This window comes from Halobacteriovorax sp. GFR8 (genome assembly GCF_050955245.1).
Lineage (GTDB): Bacteria > Bdellovibrionota > Bacteriovoracia > Bacteriovoracales > Bacteriovoracaceae > Halobacteriovorax_A.
This window is the reverse complement of record NZ_JBPBLR010000001.1, coordinates 1-18613: the sequence shown is the minus strand read 5'-3', so window position 1 is coordinate 18613 and position 18613 is coordinate 1. Positions and strand designations below refer to the sequence as shown.

General features: G+C 45.3%; 30 protein-coding genes. All 30 read right to left on the bottom strand.

All coding sequences use genetic code 11. The annotated features are described in order from the left end of the window. Nucleotides 1-63: 63 nt before the first annotated feature. Complete coding sequence (locus ACRXC1_RS00150) at nucleotides 64-684, bottom strand: hypothetical protein (RefSeq protein ID WP_433655551.1); 621 nt, start codon at nucleotides 682-684, stop codon at nucleotides 64-66. A gap of 275 nt (nucleotides 685-959) precedes the next feature. Continuing rightward, nucleotides 960-1532, bottom strand: coding sequence for a hypothetical protein (locus ACRXC1_RS00145; protein ID WP_433655549.1), 573 nt, complete (start codon nucleotides 1530-1532; stop codon nucleotides 960-962). A gap of 214 nt (nucleotides 1533-1746) precedes the next feature. Beyond that, nucleotides 1747-2253 carry an RNase H family protein gene (locus tag ACRXC1_RS00140; RefSeq protein ID WP_433655547.1) on the bottom strand — a complete coding sequence of 169 codons (507 nt, stop codon included), beginning with the start codon at nucleotides 2251-2253 and terminating at the stop codon, nucleotides 1747-1749. Between the two features lies 1 nt (nucleotide 2254). Then, nucleotides 2255-2578 (bottom strand): hypothetical protein, encoded by a 324-nt coding sequence (locus ACRXC1_RS00135; protein WP_433655545.1) that lies wholly within the window; start codon nucleotides 2576-2578, stop codon nucleotides 2255-2257. 128 nt (nucleotides 2579-2706) lie between these two features. Next, a complete protein-coding gene (locus ACRXC1_RS00130; RefSeq protein WP_433655543.1) occupies nucleotides 2707-3111 on the bottom strand; it encodes a hypothetical protein in 405 nt (134 codons plus the stop codon). Continuing rightward, nucleotides 3092-3385 (bottom strand): hypothetical protein, encoded by a 294-nt coding sequence (locus ACRXC1_RS00125; protein ID WP_433655542.1) that lies wholly within the window; start codon nucleotides 3383-3385, stop codon nucleotides 3092-3094. Before ACRXC1_RS00125 ends, ACRXC1_RS00130 begins: the two co-directional genes overlap by 20 nt. Before the next feature lies 1 nt (nucleotide 3386). After that, nucleotides 3387-3971, bottom strand: a complete 585-nt coding sequence (locus ACRXC1_RS00120; RefSeq protein ID WP_433655540.1) for a hypothetical protein — start codon at nucleotides 3969-3971, stop codon at nucleotides 3387-3389. A gap of 117 nt (nucleotides 3972-4088) precedes the next feature. Continuing rightward, the gene (locus ACRXC1_RS00115; protein ID WP_433655712.1) at nucleotides 4089-4520 is read right to left on the bottom strand and encodes a YcbK family protein; all 432 of its coding nucleotides are present in this window, start codon (nucleotides 4518-4520) and stop codon (nucleotides 4089-4091) included. 652 nt (nucleotides 4521-5172) lie between these two features. Further along, nucleotides 5173-5691, bottom strand: coding sequence for a polynucleotide kinase (locus tag ACRXC1_RS00110; RefSeq protein WP_433655538.1), 519 nt, complete (start codon nucleotides 5689-5691; stop codon nucleotides 5173-5175). Then, nucleotides 5676-6227: a hypothetical protein gene (locus ACRXC1_RS00105; protein WP_433655536.1), complete on the bottom strand. Its 552-nt coding sequence runs from the start codon at nucleotides 6225-6227 to the stop codon at nucleotides 5676-5678. The genes ACRXC1_RS00110 and ACRXC1_RS00105 overlap by 16 nt, the downstream gene beginning before the upstream one ends. A gap of 1 nt (nucleotide 6228) precedes the next feature. Then, nucleotides 6229-7473 (bottom strand): helix-turn-helix domain-containing protein, encoded by a 1245-nt coding sequence (locus tag ACRXC1_RS00100; protein ID WP_433655534.1) that lies wholly within the window; start codon nucleotides 7471-7473, stop codon nucleotides 6229-6231. A 57-nt stretch (nucleotides 7474-7530) separates the two neighbouring features. Next, nucleotides 7531-7752 (bottom strand): hypothetical protein, encoded by a 222-nt coding sequence (locus ACRXC1_RS00095; RefSeq protein ID WP_433655532.1) that lies wholly within the window; start codon nucleotides 7750-7752, stop codon nucleotides 7531-7533. After that, nucleotides 7742-7888: a hypothetical protein gene (locus ACRXC1_RS00090; RefSeq protein WP_433655530.1), complete on the bottom strand. Its 147-nt coding sequence runs from the start codon at nucleotides 7886-7888 to the stop codon at nucleotides 7742-7744. Before ACRXC1_RS00090 ends, ACRXC1_RS00095 begins: the two co-directional genes overlap by 11 nt. A 123-nt stretch (nucleotides 7889-8011) precedes the next feature. Further along, nucleotides 8012-8827: a hypothetical protein gene (locus tag ACRXC1_RS00085; protein ID WP_433655528.1), complete on the bottom strand. Its 816-nt coding sequence runs from the start codon at nucleotides 8825-8827 to the stop codon at nucleotides 8012-8014. Nucleotides 8828-8914: 87 nt separating this feature from the next. After that, complete coding sequence (locus ACRXC1_RS00080; RefSeq protein ID WP_433655526.1) at nucleotides 8915-9232, bottom strand: hypothetical protein; 318 nt, start codon at nucleotides 9230-9232, stop codon at nucleotides 8915-8917. After that, a complete protein-coding gene (locus ACRXC1_RS00075; protein WP_433655525.1) occupies nucleotides 9219-9443 on the bottom strand; it encodes a hypothetical protein in 225 nt (74 codons plus the stop codon). The genes ACRXC1_RS00080 and ACRXC1_RS00075 overlap by 14 nt, the downstream gene beginning before the upstream one ends. Before the next feature lie 202 nt (nucleotides 9444-9645). Next, the gene (locus tag ACRXC1_RS00070) at nucleotides 9646-10500 is read right to left on the bottom strand and encodes a thymidylate synthase (RefSeq protein WP_433655710.1); all 855 of its coding nucleotides are present in this window, start codon (nucleotides 10498-10500) and stop codon (nucleotides 9646-9648) included. Nucleotides 10501-10506: 6 nt separating this feature from the next. Continuing rightward, complete coding sequence (locus tag ACRXC1_RS00065; RefSeq protein WP_433655523.1) at nucleotides 10507-10899, bottom strand: hypothetical protein; 393 nt, start codon at nucleotides 10897-10899, stop codon at nucleotides 10507-10509. Nucleotides 10900-11216: 317 nt separating this feature from the next. Continuing rightward, a complete protein-coding gene (locus ACRXC1_RS00060) occupies nucleotides 11217-11792 on the bottom strand; it encodes a hypothetical protein (protein ID WP_433655521.1) in 576 nt (191 codons plus the stop codon). A gap of 370 nt (nucleotides 11793-12162) precedes the next feature. Continuing rightward, nucleotides 12163-12381 carry a hypothetical protein gene (locus ACRXC1_RS00055; RefSeq protein ID WP_433655519.1) on the bottom strand — a complete coding sequence of 73 codons (219 nt, stop codon included), beginning with the start codon at nucleotides 12379-12381 and terminating at the stop codon, nucleotides 12163-12165. A gap of 40 nt (nucleotides 12382-12421) precedes the next feature. After that, nucleotides 12422-12745, bottom strand: a complete 324-nt coding sequence (locus tag ACRXC1_RS00050) for a hypothetical protein (protein ID WP_433655517.1) — start codon at nucleotides 12743-12745, stop codon at nucleotides 12422-12424. Between the two features lie 249 nt (nucleotides 12746-12994). Next, on the bottom strand, nucleotides 12995-13378 hold the full coding sequence (locus ACRXC1_RS00045; RefSeq protein WP_433655515.1) for a GIY-YIG nuclease family protein: 384 nt from the start codon (nucleotides 13376-13378) through the stop codon (nucleotides 12995-12997). Further along, nucleotides 13378-13611, bottom strand: a complete 234-nt coding sequence (locus ACRXC1_RS00040; protein ID WP_433655513.1) for a hypothetical protein — start codon at nucleotides 13609-13611, stop codon at nucleotides 13378-13380. The genes ACRXC1_RS00045 and ACRXC1_RS00040 overlap by 1 nt, the downstream gene beginning before the upstream one ends. Nucleotides 13612-13761: 150 nt before the next feature. Next, complete coding sequence (locus ACRXC1_RS00035) at nucleotides 13762-14058, bottom strand: hypothetical protein (RefSeq protein WP_433655511.1); 297 nt, start codon at nucleotides 14056-14058, stop codon at nucleotides 13762-13764. Between the two features lie 62 nt (nucleotides 14059-14120). Continuing rightward, nucleotides 14121-14360 carry a hypothetical protein gene (locus tag ACRXC1_RS00030; protein ID WP_433655509.1) on the bottom strand — a complete coding sequence of 80 codons (240 nt, stop codon included), beginning with the start codon at nucleotides 14358-14360 and terminating at the stop codon, nucleotides 14121-14123. Nucleotides 14361-15805: 1445 nt separating this feature from the next. Then, a complete protein-coding gene (locus tag ACRXC1_RS00025; RefSeq protein WP_433655708.1) occupies nucleotides 15806-15958 on the bottom strand; it encodes a DUF7170 family protein in 153 nt (50 codons plus the stop codon). A gap of 127 nt (nucleotides 15959-16085) precedes the next feature. Continuing rightward, nucleotides 16086-16694 (bottom strand): hypothetical protein, encoded by a 609-nt coding sequence (locus ACRXC1_RS00020; RefSeq protein ID WP_433655507.1) that lies wholly within the window; start codon nucleotides 16692-16694, stop codon nucleotides 16086-16088. 450 nt (nucleotides 16695-17144) lie between these two features. Beyond that, nucleotides 17145-18125 (bottom strand): hypothetical protein, encoded by a 981-nt coding sequence (locus tag ACRXC1_RS00015; protein WP_433655505.1) that lies wholly within the window; start codon nucleotides 18123-18125, stop codon nucleotides 17145-17147. 4 nt (nucleotides 18126-18129) lie between these two features. Then, a complete protein-coding gene (locus ACRXC1_RS00010; RefSeq protein WP_433655503.1) occupies nucleotides 18130-18372 on the bottom strand; it encodes a hypothetical protein in 243 nt (80 codons plus the stop codon). A gap of 2 nt (nucleotides 18373-18374) precedes the next feature. Continuing rightward, the coding region (locus tag ACRXC1_RS00005) for a hypothetical protein (protein WP_433655501.1) at nucleotides 18375-18613 on the bottom strand (239 nt) is incomplete at its 5' end.

The following is an 18613-nucleotide window of genomic DNA, read 5'->3' as shown; positions in this document are numbered from 1 at the left end:
ATCCCGTCTATTCTAAACCGCGCTCGGTAGCTCTATAAATTTAACGCTGTATTGGTATTCTAGTTAGTTTTTGTAGTTTGTCAATTCTTGCTCAACCCTGTATAGTGATTCTATTAGGGCTTCTACGCCATGGTTACGTAAAATAGTGCGTAACTTTTCTGGGTCTACCGCTCCTGACACTAGTACCTTCGCGTAAACTTTTAGGTCTTGCTCTGGTGGTCTGAAATTGACGGATTTTAACCCCTTGCCAGTAAGTGAGTTATATACTACGAACATGTCCACTCCGCCCACCTCTACGGCATCCCAGTGGGTCTCTAACACTTCGCCCATTTTATCTGGATGTTTACCCAGCCCATAAGCCATTACAGACTCGTGGGCTTCTTCCGGTGTTTTACATACCTTACTCATGTTAGCGTAATTGACAATGGCTAGCACTATATCCGAGTCGAATTTATAGTCGTTAGCTTCTCCGTACAATACCACTAGAGAGTCCCCGTGCGCGTCCATAACTTTGTACAGTTCGTCGGCTTCTCTAGCCTCTAAACGCTCTGTAATCGCTTCCTCTACGATTAAGTCATGTCTTAGCTTTTTTTGTTGTTCCGAGGAAAACCCTACAGGCGCGTTAGGCTCTGCAAGCCCCATGGCTTTGTTAAAGTCAGTCACTAATTGGTAGTTTGTTCTCATCTAAAAGAGTCCTCAAAGTCGGGTCTATCTTACCCGATTCTATCGATTTGTTTACAAGGGTTACTAATTGTCGTATCTGGCGGTTTATGCGTAGCTCTTTAGTGCTGTACCCACTGGCTTTCAATAGCCCGTCAACATAGCCATAGAATCTCCTATGCGCCCGCCTATCGTCTACTCTTATTACCCCTATAGCTCTGGTTAAAAGACTTGCGTAGTAGTCCTCACTGGCTAGGTCTGACCACGCGGTGGTAGATTGTTTTATGACTATTGCCACGTTACCGCCTTAGTAGTTGTGCTGCCCTACTAATTACCGAGTCCTGCACGCTAATTTCATCGTTTAGCAGTGTATCATAGTCCTTTGCCTGTTCTGGCTCCTGCACGTCTTTGTTAACTGCCATTACCTCCGCTATCGGTGTCTCTAGGTCATGAGTAGCATACGCCGCTATGGGTTCACCATGCTGCATAACTGTTACCAGATACGGGTCGTTTACTTCTGTGTCGTCTGTTACGTAGTCTAGTATATCGTCTACTACCCCCGTCAGCCTCTCAACATCTTGGCGTAGCCCGTCCAGACCCCGTACCGTACGCTTGTTAATAGTACTCTGCGATTCCGATAGTTTTAGCATATTTTTATAATGCTCTTTCATACCAGCTAGCGAGCGTTCCCACTCGGATACCGAATCCACGGTCATCTTACGTGTAGCTCTGGTATAGCTGTCCATGGTTTCTAATTTCTTAGCAACCCTTTTAAGACTGGCGATAAAATATGCCGCTGCACCAAACCCCACCAAAAATAATAAGACAAACCCTAAAACAATAGCGTCCACCCTGCTTTGCAGTTCTTCCATACCTAAGTTCCTCACTTAATGTTAACGATAGCCTGAGCCTCTGCTACTGCCACCTCTTTAATACCGTCCGTGATACCACCAAAAAAAGTAATACCTAAAACGATTACTAGTATTGCTAGGGCTACTCGGTTTGCTGTTGAGTTAAACATGTTAAAGTCCTTAGTTACTTTGTTTGCTTAACTAGAGTATCACCTAACTTTGGTCGTTCGTCAAATCATTTCTTACATTTCTTTGTTTTTAGTAGTCTCGCCCTCATATGCTCCATACATGCTCTAGCATGTTTGTCTACTTCGCTGTTATAAAAAGCTGCCACGGTGTCGTCGTTAGTGTGTGCCTTAACGTGTATAAACTTAGCCTTAACCCTAGTATGTACGGTGAGCATCTTAAACACCTCACGGACAGACATACAGCTAGCTGGGAACTTACGCCCCTTCAAAGAGTGGCTACGAAGACCCGTTACGAATGTCTCCACTCCGGTGCAGTCCAAAACACCTACTATAACGCTATTACCGTGAACATAATTTTTTAGGGTAGGGTGCTGCATAATGGCCTGTAAAGCTTTGCCGTATGTCAATACCTCGGCTTCCCATGAGTCCCCTATTCCCCCTAGTTCGAAACGGTCTTTTATCGTCACGTCCTTACACTGCACTACGTAAGAACCACCAGCCGCGCCAGTGTTTGGGCAGTAGCTACCGTCGGCGTATAACTTAATTAATGGCATTTTAGTTACCCTCTACGTAGTCTATTGCATCTTCCGTGGCGTCGTGCCCGTACTTGGTATACATAGTAGATAGGAAAAACTCACAGCCTTTAACTAGGTTATTTTCCGTATCCCACTCCCCTAGCCCTAGATACTTCTTAACGTCTTCTATTAGGCCTAATTGAAAATCAAATTCTTGCTTATGCTTTTGTTTTGGCTTGCCTGTCGCGTCAAGAAAAACCGCACCGTGTGGTGTTTTCTTGTTGGCCTCGTATTCCACTTCGTCTACATAAAATTCGTGTAGGTTTGGCTTAGGGTGACCTGTCATACCCGAGTCACACAGCATTAAATGGAATATCTTAGCCGCCTCGTCCGCGTTGTCCTCGGTCATAGCTTTTATTAAAGCGTCCTCTAGGCACTTGTTATAACCTTCTAGGTCTATTTGAGCATCACCAATGTTTAGAATCATAAGCTTTAACCTTTCAATTTCCGCGCTAATGTTTTTGCCTGTTGCAACTTACCACTGTTAACCAGTTCTACTAGTTTGTTTAGTTCCGTTACTTTCTCATGAGCAAAGTAAACCTCTCTGAGTAGTGCTGCCTGTTCTTGGTGGCATGCCTCTAGAAACGGTAATAGCTCATTATCCCATAGGGTTGCTATATCGGCTACGGCTTCTTTTACTGTCATGTCGCCCTTAACCTGCACAAAATGTTGCTTAATTAGCACGTCAGACATTGTTTTTAATGAACGGTGATAACCTAGTGGTGTCGGGAATTTATCGTTAGGTTTGTTCTCCCTGCGTAGAGTAAATGAGCGACTGTCTACTAGCACTACATATGGTGTGCCCTCGAATTTAAGTCTAAGCGTCCTTTCTGCCATGGTCTGATTCCTCTTTTATAACTAGATTACTTAGGGCATTTAATCCGGCTAGTATGCCCATCTGATAGGCTTGTGCGGTTTTACCGCTAGCCCTTTTAGAGTTAATGGCGTCGGTTGCCTCGTCCATTAACTGCCCCTTATAAATTTCTTGTGCTTTAACCTTACCTCGTAGTCTTAGGTAGAGGTACCATGCCACACTACTAGATACAATTGACACAATACCGCTAACCCAACTACTTTGGTAGGCCTCTAACACTGTTGTCAGCCAGTCCATACTAAATCCCCTGCTTGTCCTTTAGGTATTCCGCCTGTACTTGATTAAGTAGGTTTAAAAATTTAGCGTCAGCCATTGCCAGCGTGATACAACCGCTCATAACCTCTCCGTAAGTCTGTAGGTTACTATCAAAATCTGAACTGGCTTGCTTTCCCCCGAACACCACGAAATCCTCAAGCAAAGCCAAATTACCTACGTAAAGCTCTCTGGTTCTTGTTACGATATACTCGTGTTTATCGTACTCTGCGGTGGGCATATTAGGTGCTGCCATAGCCATAGCGGTTAAATACGGCCTTGCCTCGGTCATATAGCCCACGCACGCGTCGGTTAGCTGAAATACAATTTCATCGTGCGGGACTGTATTATTTGGGTCGTTAACTAGCTTCATAGCCGCTGACATAGCTAGTTGTATGGAGCCATAAGAACGTACGTCAAATGCTAACTGCGTATCATCCTGCGGCTCCGGTGTTACCGTCTGCTGCTGGCTTGGGGGTGGTGTTTGGTGTGTTACCGTTGTGGTTGATGTACAACCCACTGACATTAAAATACCAATGTGTACACCTAAAATGATTAGGACTTTTTTCATAAGTGCCTCCTAGGGCTTGAGGGTGATTGGCGCGATTTTTAGAGAATCGCATAACTCATATTGGAAAGTTTACCTAGTTTTTGTGGTTTGTCAAATGTAAAATTTAACTTTTACTACCTACCATGACCTAATACGCCCAGAGTCTATATGGATAAACCCATGCTTAGGGTAATACCCTAACCCGCCTACCTGTGACCTTTTCGCTGCCTCCCATACCCTGTAGTTACTCACGCCGACTACACGTATATCTAAGGCTTTACACACCATGTGCTGTGACCTCTTTTTACCCCCGACCTTATTATTAGTTTGTAGAGTCCTATAGCCGGATACTATCTCTACTTGTGCATTATCCATACGTAGGTTACGTAGTATTTGGTGTAACCACCCTATAGTTTTCCTATCTATCCTACACTGCTGTTTAACTCGCCAGTCTCGGGCTATATAGTCCAGCTTCTTTAGGTCGTCTTCTTTGTCTAGGTTTATAGTAGCGTACTCCTCTGTGTGAGGGTTATGCGCCGTTATAGTGTGTGCTTCCGTACTAGGAACCATTAGAAATATAGCCACCACTACGGCTAATATAGCTATTTGTAGTGGTCGCGTATACTCCCACAGTTGCTCGTACTTTTCCTCGATAGACATACTACCACCATTCTGTAATGTACCTTGTGTCTATGTGAGCCTGTAAACCATGGTTTGTCATAGTGAACAAGCCCACCATACCCTCACCGCTATCCGTCCATATTACGCCACGGTCAACCTTACTAGAGGTGTCCCACGTAATCGTCCATTTGTGATTATCTACTAAGTCTAGCAGACTGTGCCATGTCATAATAGACGTTCTCCTAGTATCTGTTTCCCGCTGGGGTACTATTTCCCTAACCGTAAACTCGTCTAAGTCTTCTGCTAAAAAACTAAAAGTCTTGGTTTTTTGGTCTTTGATTTGCACTTCTTCTGGGAACGTTACGAGAATATTACTGATTCCTGTATCTGGTTTTATGGTGGTTATAAACCCCCTAAGCCCTTGTAATGCCCTGTATACATCGTTAGCCCAACGTGATTTACGTTTAATACTTACCTGCACGTACGCGCCTTCTCGTAGATTCATTTGTAGTCCCCTTTTACCTGTTAATACTATTAACCCTAATTTAACTTTTAGGATTTGTCTAATAACAAAAAGGCACCCGTTAAGGTGCCTATATGATTAATTAAACTTAGCCTGTTCCCCCGCTGGGGTGTTTAGTTCGTAGGGGTCTTCTACGTGGTACACCGTGTATCCTAGCGAGCGTATGTGCGCGCATACCTTTGGCTGGTCATCCCAAAAAGCCAATATACGCCCGTACTTCTGCTCTATCTGCTTAATACGCATTTCCTTATATTCTCGGTCTCCCGAGCAATCGTCGTAGTCAGCCATATAAAGCTCGGCGTAGGGTATGTCCCATTTAATACACTGGTCTTCTAGAATCTCTCGCCCAATTTCATTGGCACGTGTTAGTAGTATTACTGGGTGCCCAGCCCTGTGCAGTGCTCTAGCAATTTTGATGGTATCCCAAATAGGTGTATCGTCCACTGCTGCTAGGTTCATGGCGTCGAACGCTCTAGGGTTACTCATCTGGTCTAGCGGTGGTAATAGGTCTAGGCGGTGCTTACCACACCGTAGTGTTCCGTCCACATCAAATACCACAGGTTCTAGTATGGTTTTTGTAATCAAATTTGCTTCCATCCTCTGTCCTCCCTCAAATGCGTTAGAACTGCCTCAATATCGTTATGAAACTGTCGTAACCCATCCATTTTATTATTAAGGATAATGTCACCCTGTGCGAACTCTACCCCATCTTCCGATTTATGGTGGTCTACCACTTCGGACTGTTTTAGGTTCCGCACGTGTATTAATATACCGTTTTGTCGGCAAAGCTCTGCCTCATTCTCAAAACGTACATCACTCATCACGTATAGCTTATCATGCTCTAACCTCTCGGCTTGCAGCCTAACCCATATGTCTGGGTTTATCAGCATACGCCCCCATTCTGTACCTAGCGTCTGCAACATGTGCCTAATAGAGACCCCATATTCTGGTATCACCTGCTCCCTGTCATAGCCTTCACCGTTGACCTGCTCCCAAGTAAAACCAAACATAGTCATTAGTGCCCGCTTAATAGGGTCTGCTAACATCACCTGCTCCGCCCCGTATTTTTCTAGGATGTAACTAGCTGCGGTGTCCTTACCGCAACGTTTTAACCCAGTAAAGCCTAATATCATACTAAACTCGCGTTATATTTTGACGTTTACCTAAGTCCTTAATATGTTCCGCTCCGTCTTCACATTCCTTTAAAATCATATCTCGTACTGCCTGTATGTTTAAGGTTTGCCTACCGACCTCCCCGTACTCTCGGTGCAAATCAACTCGGCTAATACATTGCCCCGAACGCCACCCGCCGTCGTGCGCGTATTTGTCCTTATTGGCTAGAATATTAAAGCTTTCCACCTTAATACCCCTAAACTCGTCTTTAGAGTGGCTATGATGTATGTGCCCCACCCATATGTAATGGTGTGCTGTAGCCCCATAGTCTTCCCTAAAGTCATTTATCAACACGTCTACCAATCGGTCTGGTTTGCACTTATCACTATGATGCGTGAGTACCATAGTGTTACCCATGCGGTAGCCTATAAACACACTCGTGTTATCTAGTATGTTAACCCTAGGCTCGTTAGCGAACATGCGTTTTAGGCAACGCACCGCCCAAAGGTCGTTAGTCCTACTATGGTTACCTTGGTTAATGATAACGTCTACGTACTTGTGCTTCTCTAGACAACGCTCAATAGCAAAAAGCATTATGTCAAGGTAGGCCTCTACCATTTTAACAAAACGCCCGTCACAATCTAACATGTGCCCTGAGTGTTGGGTCACCCCCTCTAAGTTTTCGTAGTGCGTCGCGTCACCTAGGTCATTTATTACGCAGCGCTCCCTAGACGGTGTATCCGATATTACGCGGTCAAGGGCAAACTTTAACTCTCGTACCGCTATCTTAATGTCGAAATTCTCACCTATTTCTAGCTCGTGCCCCATCATACCTATGTGGGCATCCCCAATATTGTACCATGGGATTATGCTACAATCGGTTTCGGTTGGTTTGAATGGTCGAGGCTCGAAAGGCTTATACCCCTCTAGCAGCTCGTCCATAATCTCCCCATACACGTCGCATAGCATTTCGCTGTCTTGTGCGTAACGGTTCCATACTCGCTCTATCTCCCCATCCTTATTTATCTGGACGGTTGATTTAGTGAACATGTAACCCTGTGGTAGCTCTAGAGAAGTGCCTAACTGCGGCGCATACCCTTTCTTAGCAGCTCTTGACTCCACCCTAGCCAGTGTATGGCCTATATTGGACTTAGAGCAACCAAGCGCCTTAGCGGCATTTTCAGCGCTACCGTGTTTTACTACTGCTTCGATTATCTCCTTTTGCCTGTTTGTACAGTATGGCAAAAACTGTAGATAGTCTTTCATGTAAAATACCTATTACGTAATGTGCACTTATTGTCAGTACGCACTAAGTATCCGGTATTAGTTATATTTAGTCAAATTACCCCTTGACTTATTACTTTTTACCACTTCTATTTTGAGGTCTTGGAAATAAAAAACACCAGTAGTTTGTAACGCTGCGTTTGCTGCCGCTGCTGATTCCATACCGCCAACCTTAATTAGCGCCATACGATAAACCGCCCACGTGCTAACATGGACGGTTTCTTTATAGGTTGCCTTGATTGCTGTAGTTCTAGCTAGCATTTAGTTTCGCTAGTTGCTGCTCTACCATATGACGCTGGTTTTTAGCTTTTGACGTTTCTACGTGCATAAGCTCGGCTAGCATTTCTTCTAGTTGGCCTACAGTTGCTTCTTGGATTTGGCGTTTTGTTACTTTCATGGTAAAGCTCCTTGCTTTGATTGAGGGTAAATCGTTTTGTTAATACCAGTATTATCTAACTTTAATAGTTTGTCAACTATCATTATAAAAAAAGGGTAAAATAAATTACCCTTTCTATTGCTGTTACACTTCTAGGCGCGCTACATAGTTGGTAGCTACGTCGGTAAAACCTGCGTCTGTAGCAGTCTCACCGCCCCAAGCTGAGCTAATAACGCCTGTTGCTGGTGTGGTGTCGTAGTCCGCAGTAAACAAGAATTTCAAGTATTCCGCTTCTGCTACATGTAGCACTAGGTCATAGAATACTACGTCTACCGCATTGGCAGTTACGTTGGCTTGTCCAAAGTACTGGAACGCTAGAGCGCCCACAATCTTATCAGTGTTAGCAACACTACCAGAAACCACTAGGTTTTTTGATAAGTTTTCTACTGCCCACGTAATGTTACCTGTACCCACTTCTCGGTCGTCTACACTAACCGTTACGCGTACCACGTCGTCTGCTACTAGGACACCCGCTAAATCTACACCAGTTACGTGTAAAGCTGCTAGGTCATCACCAAATGCTAATTCGAAATGGTCTGTTACGTAGTTAAACTGCACCGCAAGGTCATTAGCTCCACCACCCACTAGATTAATGTGAGCTGTGCCCAGTGTCGGCACCTTAACAGTAGTTACTACATCAAAGCTTTCTGCTGTACCTGCTGCTGGTGCGGCTACTACGTGGCTAGCACCTAATGCAAAGTTGTTACCTGCTTCAAGTAGATAACCACCGCCAAAGCGTACTAGGTCTGCTCGCTCTAGTACTGTGATAGCCTCGTTACCCGCTACGTGTTGTGCTAGCCAATGGATTGCCTGTGCAAAACCACCCATGTCTGAGCCGCGACGGTTATACGCCGTTTTGGCTAGTTGTCCTAGGGAAAAACCCAGATTACGTGTACTCATTATATTAACCCCTGTGTTTTAGGTTCGGCATTATTGCCACTGTAAGGTCGAGGTTAATACTAGGCTATATTGCAAGCGTTTGCAATCTTAAATAACCATCTTGCTAAGGCAGTGCAGCGCGTATAAATGTCGCATCATTTCCTTAGCGTACACGTCCTCGGCACCATTGTTAGCTGCTTTGTTCGCTGACTCTAGGTGCTCTTTAGCTAGTTCGTGAACTGCCTCACGGTAACCCGCTGCTAGTACGTCGTTTTCCTCGGACATAAATTTTCTGTGCAGTTCCCGTGCACGTAGGGCTAATTTCCCGTCCTCGTTGTAGTCTTCTTTTGGCACAAAGGCCAAACCACCTGTATGGTTATTCATGTAACGTACAGTCGGAAAATCTAGGTCTTTATTCTTCGGCATCTTCGTATCCTTTTAATTTGTGGGTAACTGTTACCCCTTCAAAATCAACGTAGGTAAATTCACCGTCTTTAGCAAGTTTACCCTCTTTATCTACTTGGTGTAGAAAACCGCTATCGGGGTCGTCAAAAAGTTTATCTAGATATGTCATTGACACCGAACCGCAGTACAAGTCCCCGTACCATGTGTGCACGTAAAGCTCTTTATTTTCCATGTTATGTACCTTATTAAGTTGCGACCGCCCATCTAACTAAGCGGTCGCGTATGAGTAAAATTTCAAATGAACACCTACTACTTTGTACTACCAAAAAGTTGTTATTTCTCTGTTAGTTTAAGTTAGTTTCCATTCTAGGCTGTACTACCTAATCAACCATAAGGTAAAGATACCCTAATTTTACCCGTTCGTCAAACACAAATCACACTGAAAATGGGTAGCGTATTGGCTCTTTGTGGGGTTTGTAACCTATCACTTCTAGGCTATCCACTAGCTCTTTGTTTAAATCACCCCAATTTCTGGCTTTCTTCAACTTGACTGTAGGTGGCTTGTTTGGCACACGCTCGATATGTTTTTTTGCTAGCTCTAGCTGGTCTTCGTAAATATGGGCATTTACTATTTTATGGAAAGCTAGTTTAGGGTTTTTACCCGTCATGTCCGCCATTACACGCAAAAATAACCATACTTGCTGCATATTAAACGCCAAACCTAGGGGTACGTCGCAGCTTCTTTGTGTTGCGTGTAGGTACAGGTCATCGCCTAGTAGCGAAAACTGGAATTGATACATGCACGGGCGTAAGCAAGCCTTATCAAATTCATCCGGCTTCCAGTATGTGATAATCTCGCCTCGGTCGTCTATCCCGTTCTTTAGGTTGTTATATACCTTCATAAACTGGTTAATATTGCCGAAATCGTGACCTATTACACCATATACACGCCCCATATCGTCTGTGCCACGACGGTGTGGGTTTGCTAGCCATGCTTCATTTAGGTTAGCGTTAGCGTCCCATGTCTTGGTGCCTAGTGTTCTAAAACCTGCGGCGCTATCCAGACCTAGTAGGTACCCTGTAAGCTCTGCAAAAGCTGGCTTAGGGTTACACGGCCTAGTAGTTAGTAATGGATAAACCCCCGAACCAACGTCATAAACTAGGTCTGCATCTATAACAGTCCTAGTAAATTTACCCGTTCTTTCGTTGTATATGTCCGTACCTTGCTCTATTATTCGGCGCATTAACGCTAGGTACTGTCTCTCTGGCTGCTTTAAGTGTCGTGTCATTGCCATTTATTCTGGCTCCTCTTGTGTCATTGATTGATTATCTGGGCGGGTACAAAAATTGGTCTTATCACGTGCGACTCTTACTAGCGCGTCTGGGTCTAGGTGTGGGTTAAAAATAGCTGCCCCTTTGTATCTAAACCACTCTCGCGTCTCGTGTTCTTCCGCTTCTTTGATAATTGCAAAACATGCGCCTATAATCTCCTGTTTACACATATACTGGCTTAGGTACTTTTTACCGCCCTTCCAGTCTGCGGGCTGTTTAGTAACGCTACATACTCCTCCTGTTACTGATAGCTGTAGGTAGGTGCGTGCCCCATCCTCACCCACTATAATATCCCAGCCTTCTTTGTACGTAATGTGAGCCACCATTCGTCTAATCTGTTTAGTAGTAAGTCCCATATATTAACTCCTTTAATACATTCTCTAATACCATAACGTAGGCCTCAACCACCCCCGCTGGTACCGCTACCCTAATAAGTACTAGCACGGCTACCCCTATTAGGAACAACGTGAATCCGTCGCCGCGCTCATTATTGTGTCCCATCCCATACCCCCCACAAATAGTAGATAGAGCACCACGCCTATTAATAGGAACAGTGATATTACCCCGTCCCCAGTAGTGCGGTGTTTTTTGAACCAAATAAGGTGCACCGCAAACCCAATACCCACTAGGATAAACATCCCATACACCGCCCATAGTCCTATTAAGTACCCCATTAGAAGTCCTCCACTCGGTCTATGGAGTCTGGGACATACTCACGTTTAGTACTCGAACCACCGTCATTAAGACGTCTACGCCCAGCCATTACGTCCCACGTATCCAGCTCTCGCAAATCATGGTCTTCACTGCTACAGTCCCCTGCGCTTACGGGGATACCGTAGTTAACGTCGCCCGCTGGCTTACTAGCGTAGTCAACACCATCAATCATTTCATGCTTGTCTAGCACTTCTACTACGTTCTTAATGGCTTCTGCTACCTCTGGGTCTACGTACAGTAGGTCTTCTTGGTCTAACCCTGCACCCTTAGCCACGTCTAGGAAAGCTCTCGTCTTAGGGTCTTTGGCTACGGTGGCTGCTGCAACCATTGGTCGCGGTGGTACTCTTTTTGCTTTGGTCTGCACCTTAGCCTCCGCTTTTAGTAATAGTCTACCCCCCGATGCCACTTGCCCATAATCATGCACACCGTTAACCACATGTTGCTGGTGTACGAACTTAGCTAGTTCTAGCTCGGTCAAAATGCTGGATTCCAAGTCCTTAACGTATTGCTCAGCCCTAGCCTTATTTGGAATCATAGTGACCAATAATCGCCCATCAGTATGTGTGCCTACCGCATAAGTGATAGGTGGTAGGCTGGTTACTGAACTACGCATATTAATAGTTCTGATATAGTATTTCATTGTAAGTTACCCCTATGTATTAGTACTTTACTTAGATAATGCACGTTTACCCCTCCGCGTAGTTCTGGGTTAGTGCACACTATTGTGTGGTTAGCAATCATGCCGTATAACTTTCTAAGCTGTACGGCTTTGACTAGGTTTACCTCTCTAACGGGCACCACCTCATTTAACCACCCTGTCTGGCTACCTGTGTACGTGCACACGTGTGCGTACCCGTCTGGGTGCCCAGCACCACAGGCTATTACTTTTTGGTAACCTTGAGTAATCATGCTAACACCTTTAATAACGCTTCTCTAAGCTCGGATACTTTACGCTCAACGTCTGCCAGTACCTCTAGGTCTTTTGGTTCTGGTTCACCGCCGTCAGCTATAATAAATGCGTGTGCCTCCTGTAGCTGGTTCATCCACGCTACGTGGGCTTTGTACGATTGGTCTAAAACCAGATAAGCGTAATTAGCTGGTTTATTATTTACGAGGTTTTCCATAATGCGCGTCCTGTATCGCTGTGTGTACCTATAACTTATGCTAGTTTTTGTCGTTTGTCAAATCAGCTACCGCGTCTTCTGCCCAAACATGCACGTCTTTCAATACTGATTTAGCCGCTCGGATAGTGTCTGGGTTTATTACTCCGTAGAGCATTGACGCCATTTTTATTTCTTCCGGCGTTGGCAATACGAGGGCTTTTTGTTCTTCTAGTGCTTTACGCAGCTTCTTAGCCTCTGCGGTAATATCGTACTCTGGTGGTGTCCATTTCTGTTTAGGTGCCGTTGACCTAACATTATCCACCGACCCTGCACCGTTGGCTTTTTTAACCTTCCCGTTTTTACGCTTTTTACTTGACTTGGGCATGATGACTCCTTTTTAACCACATTGCGTGCAGCACCCCTAGCATACTACCCAACGAAACTGGTAAAAAACTCTCCCATGGGTTTGTAGCCACTAAGCCAATAGTTAACACGTTACCTAGTGACATTAGTATGCTAGTCGCTGCCGCCTGTCTGTAATTACCATGAATAACGTTAGCAGTCTGCAAACCTCGGACTAACACATTAAAATAGGCCACCGCAAACTGTGTGATAAAAAATATTAAACTGTTTTCTAGCCACACCAATAACATTTAGTGTACCCCTTGTTAACTCTGCGCTTTAGGCATGCTTGACACCAACCAGTAACACCTACTCGTGATTCTTTAACCCCTTCCTTTAGTTTTCGGTTATCGTTATGGCGCTTTGTCTTCTTGTTTAGTGCTGGTTTATGCTTATTAATTAGGTGTATTTCCGCGTCTAGCATTTCATCAGTCGTAGCATAATTATGCTGAACTACAAAGCGTAGCGGCTTGCCGTTGCTCTTGTGCCAGCGAAAACGGTCTTCCGGTCTCTGTATTGTGGTGCCTATATAAACTAGGTTACCTTTTCTTGAATACCCAAAATATACCCAGTGCCCACGCTCATTAGTACCACACTCATTACCGTTAATAACCATTATCCACCCACCTTAGACCCAGCTACGGTGGTCACCAACGTTTTAGTAGCTACTCGGTCTACTCCCCAGTGTTCAGCCCCGTAAAGCTCCACGGCTTTTACTGCTGCCTCTTTGGTGGTGAACTGGTACGCCTTATCCTGCTGTTGGCTACCGTGGATAGCATCAACGTAGTATATTTTCTTGGTCATGCTTTTAGGTTGCACCCATGCACGGTAGTAAACTTTCTGCTTCATAGTCCGTCCCCTTCTAACCATTGCTCGCAAGCACGCTCTGTGCTCGTCATCTTACACATGGCTAACGCATGCTCTTTGGCTGCGGCACAAACGCCTAGAGCTACTGCTAATAGCGCTAAGGCTGCTATCGCATATAGTAGTGCCTGTAACTTAGTCATGTGACCACCTCCCCGCCGCTGCCATTAGTAGCTCGGTGTCTTCTTCGTTCATGTCAAAGTTATTGTAAACATGTCCGCCGATATTGCCTAGTGGTGAGTACTTATGTAGGTGGAACCAGCCCGCCTTACCATCATAGGCAAGTAACATTTTAACGCCGTTTTTAGTCTGCACGTTAATATGTTTACGCTCCTCACAGGTCTTTAATACCTCCAAGCGTAGGGTAGGTTCCGTATTTTTTGGTGTGCCAGCTTTGTAAGCCGTACCTTTGTAGAATTGATTTGCTTTCATTACTGCGCGTCCTATTCGCTGTGTGTACTAAAAATATAATTTAACTTTGGTCGTTCGTCAAATTATTTGAAGTCTTTTTTACCAGAAATTGTTTTGGTTTCCAGCGTCACCACTTCGCGGTCGTTCTCGATATAAACCCGCTCGTTATCTTTCACTATCACGCACACGCGTAGTGCTCTCACTGCGTTCAACTTGGAGTGTTTTATGGTCTTCCCAATACGCACCTCTGTACACCCATCAAATGCCAGTACCACCGTTTTCCCGTGGTCGGTTTTTGTCTTATTCTCGTAACATACTTTCATCTGGTCACCAGTCTAGCTTTGATGCTCGGCGCATCAGTTGTCGGTGTGCGCGCTCATCGTCGGGTAATAACTCGCGCTCCTTTTTCATTATTTCACCACGCAGTAACTTAACCTCTAGTTCTAGGTTTGCCAACTTAGAATACATTGGCGTTAGCACTGCGTCCGCCTTCGGTATGTTCTTGGCCTTGTGGTCTTGTATCTTAACTACTTTACTCATACCTACGTACTCTAAATATTGACCCATGTAAATTCGTCTCGTATGCCCCACCACCCATTATGCAGTTACGCATTAGTACGGCCTTCTCTGGGCATAGCGTTGTTTTAACTATAAAGTTACTTACGGTTTCTAGGTTCATGGTGCTTACGCTCTCTTTACCATTTTTAATAATGGTCACCGTAACGCGCAAGTCCGAGTCCTTTAGCTTTAGGTCTAATTCCACGGGCTTGCCCTCTCAACTATGAAGTCCACTACAGCACCTATAAACGTTAGCGGCTTAACCACTAGGTAGTAAACCACGGCGTACAGAAAGATACAAAACAAGATAATCACGACGCCCATTAAAGCCCAAACCACGGTAGTGGCTACCATAGCGTAAATAAACGCAGCTATTGCTACTAATAAACTAAGCATAAAATACCCCCGATTCATCCTCGGCATATTCGAACTGTAAAGCAACCAGTTTGCAAACTAGTTCCCAACGTAGTGAACCCCAAGTAACTTTGGTCATTAGGCTTAGCCCTTTCAAAGTCATCTGTCGTAATAGTCGTTCCATTATCCTATTCCTTTTTTCCTACGCTGCCACCACCGACGGTGGGGTAACGTCTTATTTTTAGGTGCTGGCTTTTTTGCCACGTTAGCTTACTCGGTTACCCGCGTCTAGGTCTAGCTGTCGGTAGTGTGCCATGTCCATGGTGCAGTTATAGCCTAATGCTAGATTCTGTTTGCGTCGTTCTTCGGTGGTGTAAAACCATGCCCAATAATGTGACTTGTAGGTGCCCGTCGTACCACGTCTACGGGCTAGACCTACCATCTTGCGGCGCATACTCGCCACGTCCGCTACCAGTCGTTCAAAGTCTTCCGGTGGCTTAACATAACCGTAATTTAATCGCTCGGCTAGGTGTTCTAGCTCCGCCTGTAGGCGTTTAATATGGCTATCGTAGTAGTACCTGCTTAGGTATTTACCTGCTACTGAGTGGTGTTGTGGCCTGTTTTTCTTACTCATCTAGCACCCCCTTACCTTCGGCGCGCGCTACATCCCGCATGTGGTTAGCTACTATATAGCACTTATGGCTTAGTCGGTTACACCCTGTGCCTTTTGGTTGTTCTAACCCGTGTTCTTCGATGTACGCGTCAAGGTCGCAGTTAGGCATAAATAGCACTATGCGGTTATAGTACGGGTTAGCATTATTCGATTGACGTACTTTTAGCATCCACTCGCTCATGGTTATAGCTCCAATTCTACGACGTCTGTTTTATGGTCGATAATTTGTACCTTATAGAAACCCCCGTTCTCTGCCATTGCGCACGCGTGGGTGTACGGTACTTCGCGGACTTCTGGGCTTGAGGTTTGATGTTCCCAGACTTTTAAAATTACCATTTCCATTTTGCGTCTCCTTTTCGCTATTTGGTTCGGTCAATAAAAAGATAACCTAACTTTGGGCGTTCGTCAAACACAGATAATAAAAAAGCGGGAAATAATCCCGCTCTTTGCAAACGCTTGCACGTTATATCATGGACACGAATCCCGCTGGCATGTATGCGTACCCGTCTGCTTTAACCTCTGAACCTTCACCGTATAGCATAACCATAGCATAGGCTGTGGCGTTTAATGCCGCACCCGACACGGTTAGGTTTTTGATTAAAACCCCGTTCTTGAAGTAGTGTACTGTGTTGTCATCGTTAACAATACCCACCCCGATTCGGTCGCCCACTTCGAAGACACCGCCCCAGTTACCTAGAGTGCCACCACCGGAAGCGCCTGACGGGTTTACCCCTTCGTCGCCGTTAGACCACACACCCATACCATAAGGTATCTTTGGGTCTGTCCTGTCGCCCGAGTTTGAGTAAATAGAACACCCAATACCAACCGCCCCACCCACGGCTATAGCTACTACCTCTACCTCAAAATAAACACCTGCGCCACTACTGATAAACGAGGAGTTATGCTGTGTTTCTTTGGCGTGCGTATAGTACGTAGGTTCGGTACTGCTGCGACTTATGTTTACTACTGGTGTCTTGACCGCTGGTGCTGCTAGACCGTCATATAATAATCGCTGCTCGTTCTGGGCATAGAACTGGGCTGATTCTGGGTAAAGCGTAACAGGCGGGTGCATACTACCACCCCCTCCCGTATCACCTGTATTAAATACACTTGGGAATACTGCCGACGCCTGAGACGCCACCCCAGCTAGCCCAATTACTGGCAGCTTTTTTAAAGCACTACGCATAGTACTGCACCGCTTTAATCCTATAGTAGGCCATAGCTACGTCTGCGGACGTTATAGTAACGCGTAGTTTATTGGCTGGTGCTTGAAAAGAGCTATCTACTGGTGCGGTCATATCATTATTAGCTTCTATATCCACCCATGCACTAGGATTAGTTTCTGTGGTTACTTCGTACACTACGGTACCGCTAGACACTACCACAGGTTCACCGTTTACGTCACACGCAAAGCAACATACAAACTTATGTGGTGCCTCAAAGTCTAGGTCTAGTTCTTGCACCAGCCCATCTACTGCGACCTCGAATATTTGGTCTGCTTTTGTAGGTTTCATATCATCACCTATTTAGTGGTTACACCACATTCTACTGAGTTTACTTTAGCCACCGTCCATGCTCCCGCGTCTGGTGCGGTATGGAAAGTGCCTATGCGTGGTTTCTTAACTGCGTCCATTAGGATGGTACTAGACTCTACCTCGTTGGCTCCGTCCTTAATCATTACTGCTAAGTCCGGTGATGATGTGCCGCCCGAAGACGCCCTAACGCCTACGCCAACTGCTATAACATCGTACCCAACCGAATAGGCCGTAGGTACATCCTCGATTACAAACGTTGATTTGTCCCCAACTACCTTGGACGCTATTAGCGTGGAGTCTGGTAACCCAACATCGTTAATCATGTCGAAGTCATTACCCTCAAAGTCCGTGTGCGTCCCGTTAGCAGTTATGCCTAATTGAACTGGTATAGCCCCTGCCGTTGATTCGTCCATTTGGAAGAAATTAGAAACGTAACAAATAGTAGTACCGCTGTTAGTGGTATTCGGGCACCCTATTAGAATAGAGCTAGACGTAGCTGGGTATGACCCTGTGGTAGTGTCCCCCGTGTATGAGGCCTGTACGGCACCATCTACTCTGACTTCAATAAGCCCGTTCACTGCGTCCCTTTCGTAAATAACGTCTAGGCGCACCTTAGCGCTACCATTTGTTACCGAACCGTAACTAACCCAAGAACCTTGTTCATTTAGTTGTAGCACTAACTCGTCCTGTGAACTTGATAGTGGGTACAACCTAAACACACCTGCTAGCTCCACTGCTGCTGGGGTGCTGTACCAAGAACCTGACGACAATATACCAAAGGTAAAGCTTAGGTACACGTCTTGCTGTGAAACAAAGTTTATGGTTTTAGCTGATTCTGCATCACCGAAATAAACACCTCTAGCGTCTTTAGCGTTGACGTCCTTATAGGTGTTATCTACTGTGTACTTTTCTGGCGGCGAGCCTATTACGGTGGTTGAGGCACCAGCCGCCCAAAATAGTATATTCATGCTATTAACCTACCGAATTATTTTCGTGCTCGTCTTCTACGTCGTAGCCTTTCGCGTGTAACTCTGGTTGGGCTACTACACGTAGCGCGATAAAGAATAGGCCGATTAGGGCGTTAACCCAACCCATTACCGTCTCTGGTAGTCCTGTTGATACTAGCGTGTTGTACCATGTAATAATGGTATAAACTAACGCTAGTTGTACTGTGTGCATCTTTAATGCTGACTTCCAGTTATCTATAAGTTTCATAATTACCACCTCTCGTCGGTAACGTCTTGCTGTCTGTAGCTGTACACCTCGCTATTATAGCGCAGTGTGACAACCGTATTTTTGTTAGACCAATCTATGCACAACTCGTGCCCTTCAAAGGACTTAACGTCCTCCTGTACTAGCCTCTCGTCCTTGGTAGTCATTCCTTCTCGCCATATAAATAACAAACGGGCAGCATATCTAAAACGCCCTTGCAAGATTGCGTCTGCGATTGCGTCCC

Excerpts from the sequence above, each read along its gene's own strand:
- ACRXC1_RS00060 (WP_433655521.1), bottom strand. The coding sequence starts at position 11,792 with ATGATTCCAAATAAGGCTAGGGCTGAGCAATACGTTAAGGACTTGGAA.
- ACRXC1_RS00085 (WP_433655528.1), bottom strand. The coding sequence starts at position 8,827 with ATGAGTACACGTAATCTGGGTTTTTCCCTAGGACAACTAGCCAAAACG.
- ACRXC1_RS00025 (WP_433655708.1), bottom strand. The coding sequence starts at position 15,958 with ATGGTAATTTTAAAAGTCTGGGAACATCAAACCTCAAGCCCAGAAGTC.
- ACRXC1_RS00100 (WP_433655534.1), bottom strand. The coding sequence starts at position 7,473 with ATGAAAGACTATCTACAGTTTTTGCCATACTGTACAAACAGGCAAAAG.
- ACRXC1_RS00055 (WP_433655519.1), bottom strand. The coding sequence starts at position 12,381 with ATGGAAAACCTCGTAAATAATAAACCAGCTAATTACGCTTATCTGGTT.
- ACRXC1_RS00050 (WP_433655517.1), bottom strand. The coding sequence starts at position 12,745 with ATGCCCAAGTCAAGTAAAAAGCGTAAAAACGGGAAGGTTAAAAAAGCC.
- ACRXC1_RS00130 (WP_433655543.1), bottom strand. The coding sequence starts at position 3,111 with ATGGCAGAAAGGACGCTTAGACTTAAATTCGAGGGCACACCATATGTA.
- ACRXC1_RS00045 (WP_433655515.1), bottom strand. The coding sequence starts at position 13,378 with ATGGTTATTAACGGTAATGAGTGTGGTACTAATGAGCGTGGGCACTGG.
- ACRXC1_RS00015 (WP_433655505.1), bottom strand. The coding sequence starts at position 18,125 with ATGAATATACTATTTTGGGCGGCTGGTGCCTCAACCACCGTAATAGGC.
- ACRXC1_RS00090 (WP_433655530.1), bottom strand. The coding sequence starts at position 7,888 with ATGAAAGTAACAAAACGCCAAATCCAAGAAGCAACTGTAGGCCAACTA.
- ACRXC1_RS00020 (WP_433655507.1), bottom strand. The coding sequence starts at position 16,694 with ATGCACCCGCCTGTTACGCTTTACCCAGAATCAGCCCAGTTCTATGCC.
- ACRXC1_RS00105 (WP_433655536.1), bottom strand. The coding sequence starts at position 6,227 with ATGATATTAGGCTTTACTGGGTTAAAACGTTGCGGTAAGGACACCGCA.
- ACRXC1_RS00070 (WP_433655710.1), bottom strand. The coding sequence starts at position 10,500 with ATGACACGACACTTAAAGCAGCCAGAGAGACAGTACCTAGCGTTAATG.
- ACRXC1_RS00140 (WP_433655547.1), bottom strand. The coding sequence starts at position 2,253 with ATGCCATTAATTAAGTTATACGCCGACGGTAGCTACTGCCCAAACACT.
- ACRXC1_RS00115 (WP_433655712.1), bottom strand. The coding sequence starts at position 4,520 with ATGGTTCCTAGTACGGAAGCACACACTATAACGGCGCATAACCCTCAC.
- ACRXC1_RS00150 (WP_433655551.1), bottom strand. The coding sequence starts at position 684 with ATGAGAACAAACTACCAATTAGTGACTGACTTTAACAAAGCCATGGGG.
- ACRXC1_RS00135 (WP_433655545.1), bottom strand. The coding sequence starts at position 2,578 with ATGCTGTGTGACTCGGGTATGACAGGTCACCCTAAGCCAAACCTACAC.
- ACRXC1_RS00120 (WP_433655540.1), bottom strand. The coding sequence starts at position 3,971 with ATGAAAAAAGTCCTAATCATTTTAGGTGTACACATTGGTATTTTAATG.
- ACRXC1_RS00065 (WP_433655523.1), bottom strand. The coding sequence starts at position 10,899 with ATGGGACTTACTACTAAACAGATTAGACGAATGGTGGCTCACATTACG.
- ACRXC1_RS00080 (WP_433655526.1), bottom strand. The coding sequence starts at position 9,232 with ATGCCGAAGAATAAAGACCTAGATTTTCCGACTGTACGTTACATGAAT.
- ACRXC1_RS00095 (WP_433655532.1), bottom strand. The coding sequence starts at position 7,752 with ATGCTAGCTAGAACTACAGCAATCAAGGCAACCTATAAAGAAACCGTC.
- ACRXC1_RS00075 (WP_433655525.1), bottom strand. The coding sequence starts at position 9,443 with ATGGAAAATAAAGAGCTTTACGTGCACACATGGTACGGGGACTTGTAC.
- ACRXC1_RS00145 (WP_433655549.1), bottom strand. The coding sequence starts at position 1,532 with ATGGAAGAACTGCAAAGCAGGGTGGACGCTATTGTTTTAGGGTTTGTC.
- ACRXC1_RS00125 (WP_433655542.1), bottom strand. The coding sequence starts at position 3,385 with ATGGACTGGCTGACAACAGTGTTAGAGGCCTACCAAAGTAGTTGGGTT.
- ACRXC1_RS00040 (WP_433655513.1), bottom strand. The coding sequence starts at position 13,611 with ATGAAGCAGAAAGTTTACTACCGTGCATGGGTGCAACCTAAAAGCATG.
- ACRXC1_RS00110 (WP_433655538.1), bottom strand. The coding sequence starts at position 5,691 with ATGGAAGCAAATTTGATTACAAAAACCATACTAGAACCTGTGGTATTT.
- ACRXC1_RS00010 (WP_433655503.1), bottom strand. The coding sequence starts at position 18,372 with ATGAAACTTATAGATAACTGGAAGTCAGCATTAAAGATGCACACAGTA.
- ACRXC1_RS00030 (WP_433655509.1), bottom strand. The coding sequence starts at position 14,360 with ATGAAAGTATGTTACGAGAATAAGACAAAAACCGACCACGGGAAAACG.
- ACRXC1_RS00035 (WP_433655511.1), bottom strand. The coding sequence starts at position 14,058 with ATGAAAGCAAATCAATTCTACAAAGGTACGGCTTACAAAGCTGGCACA.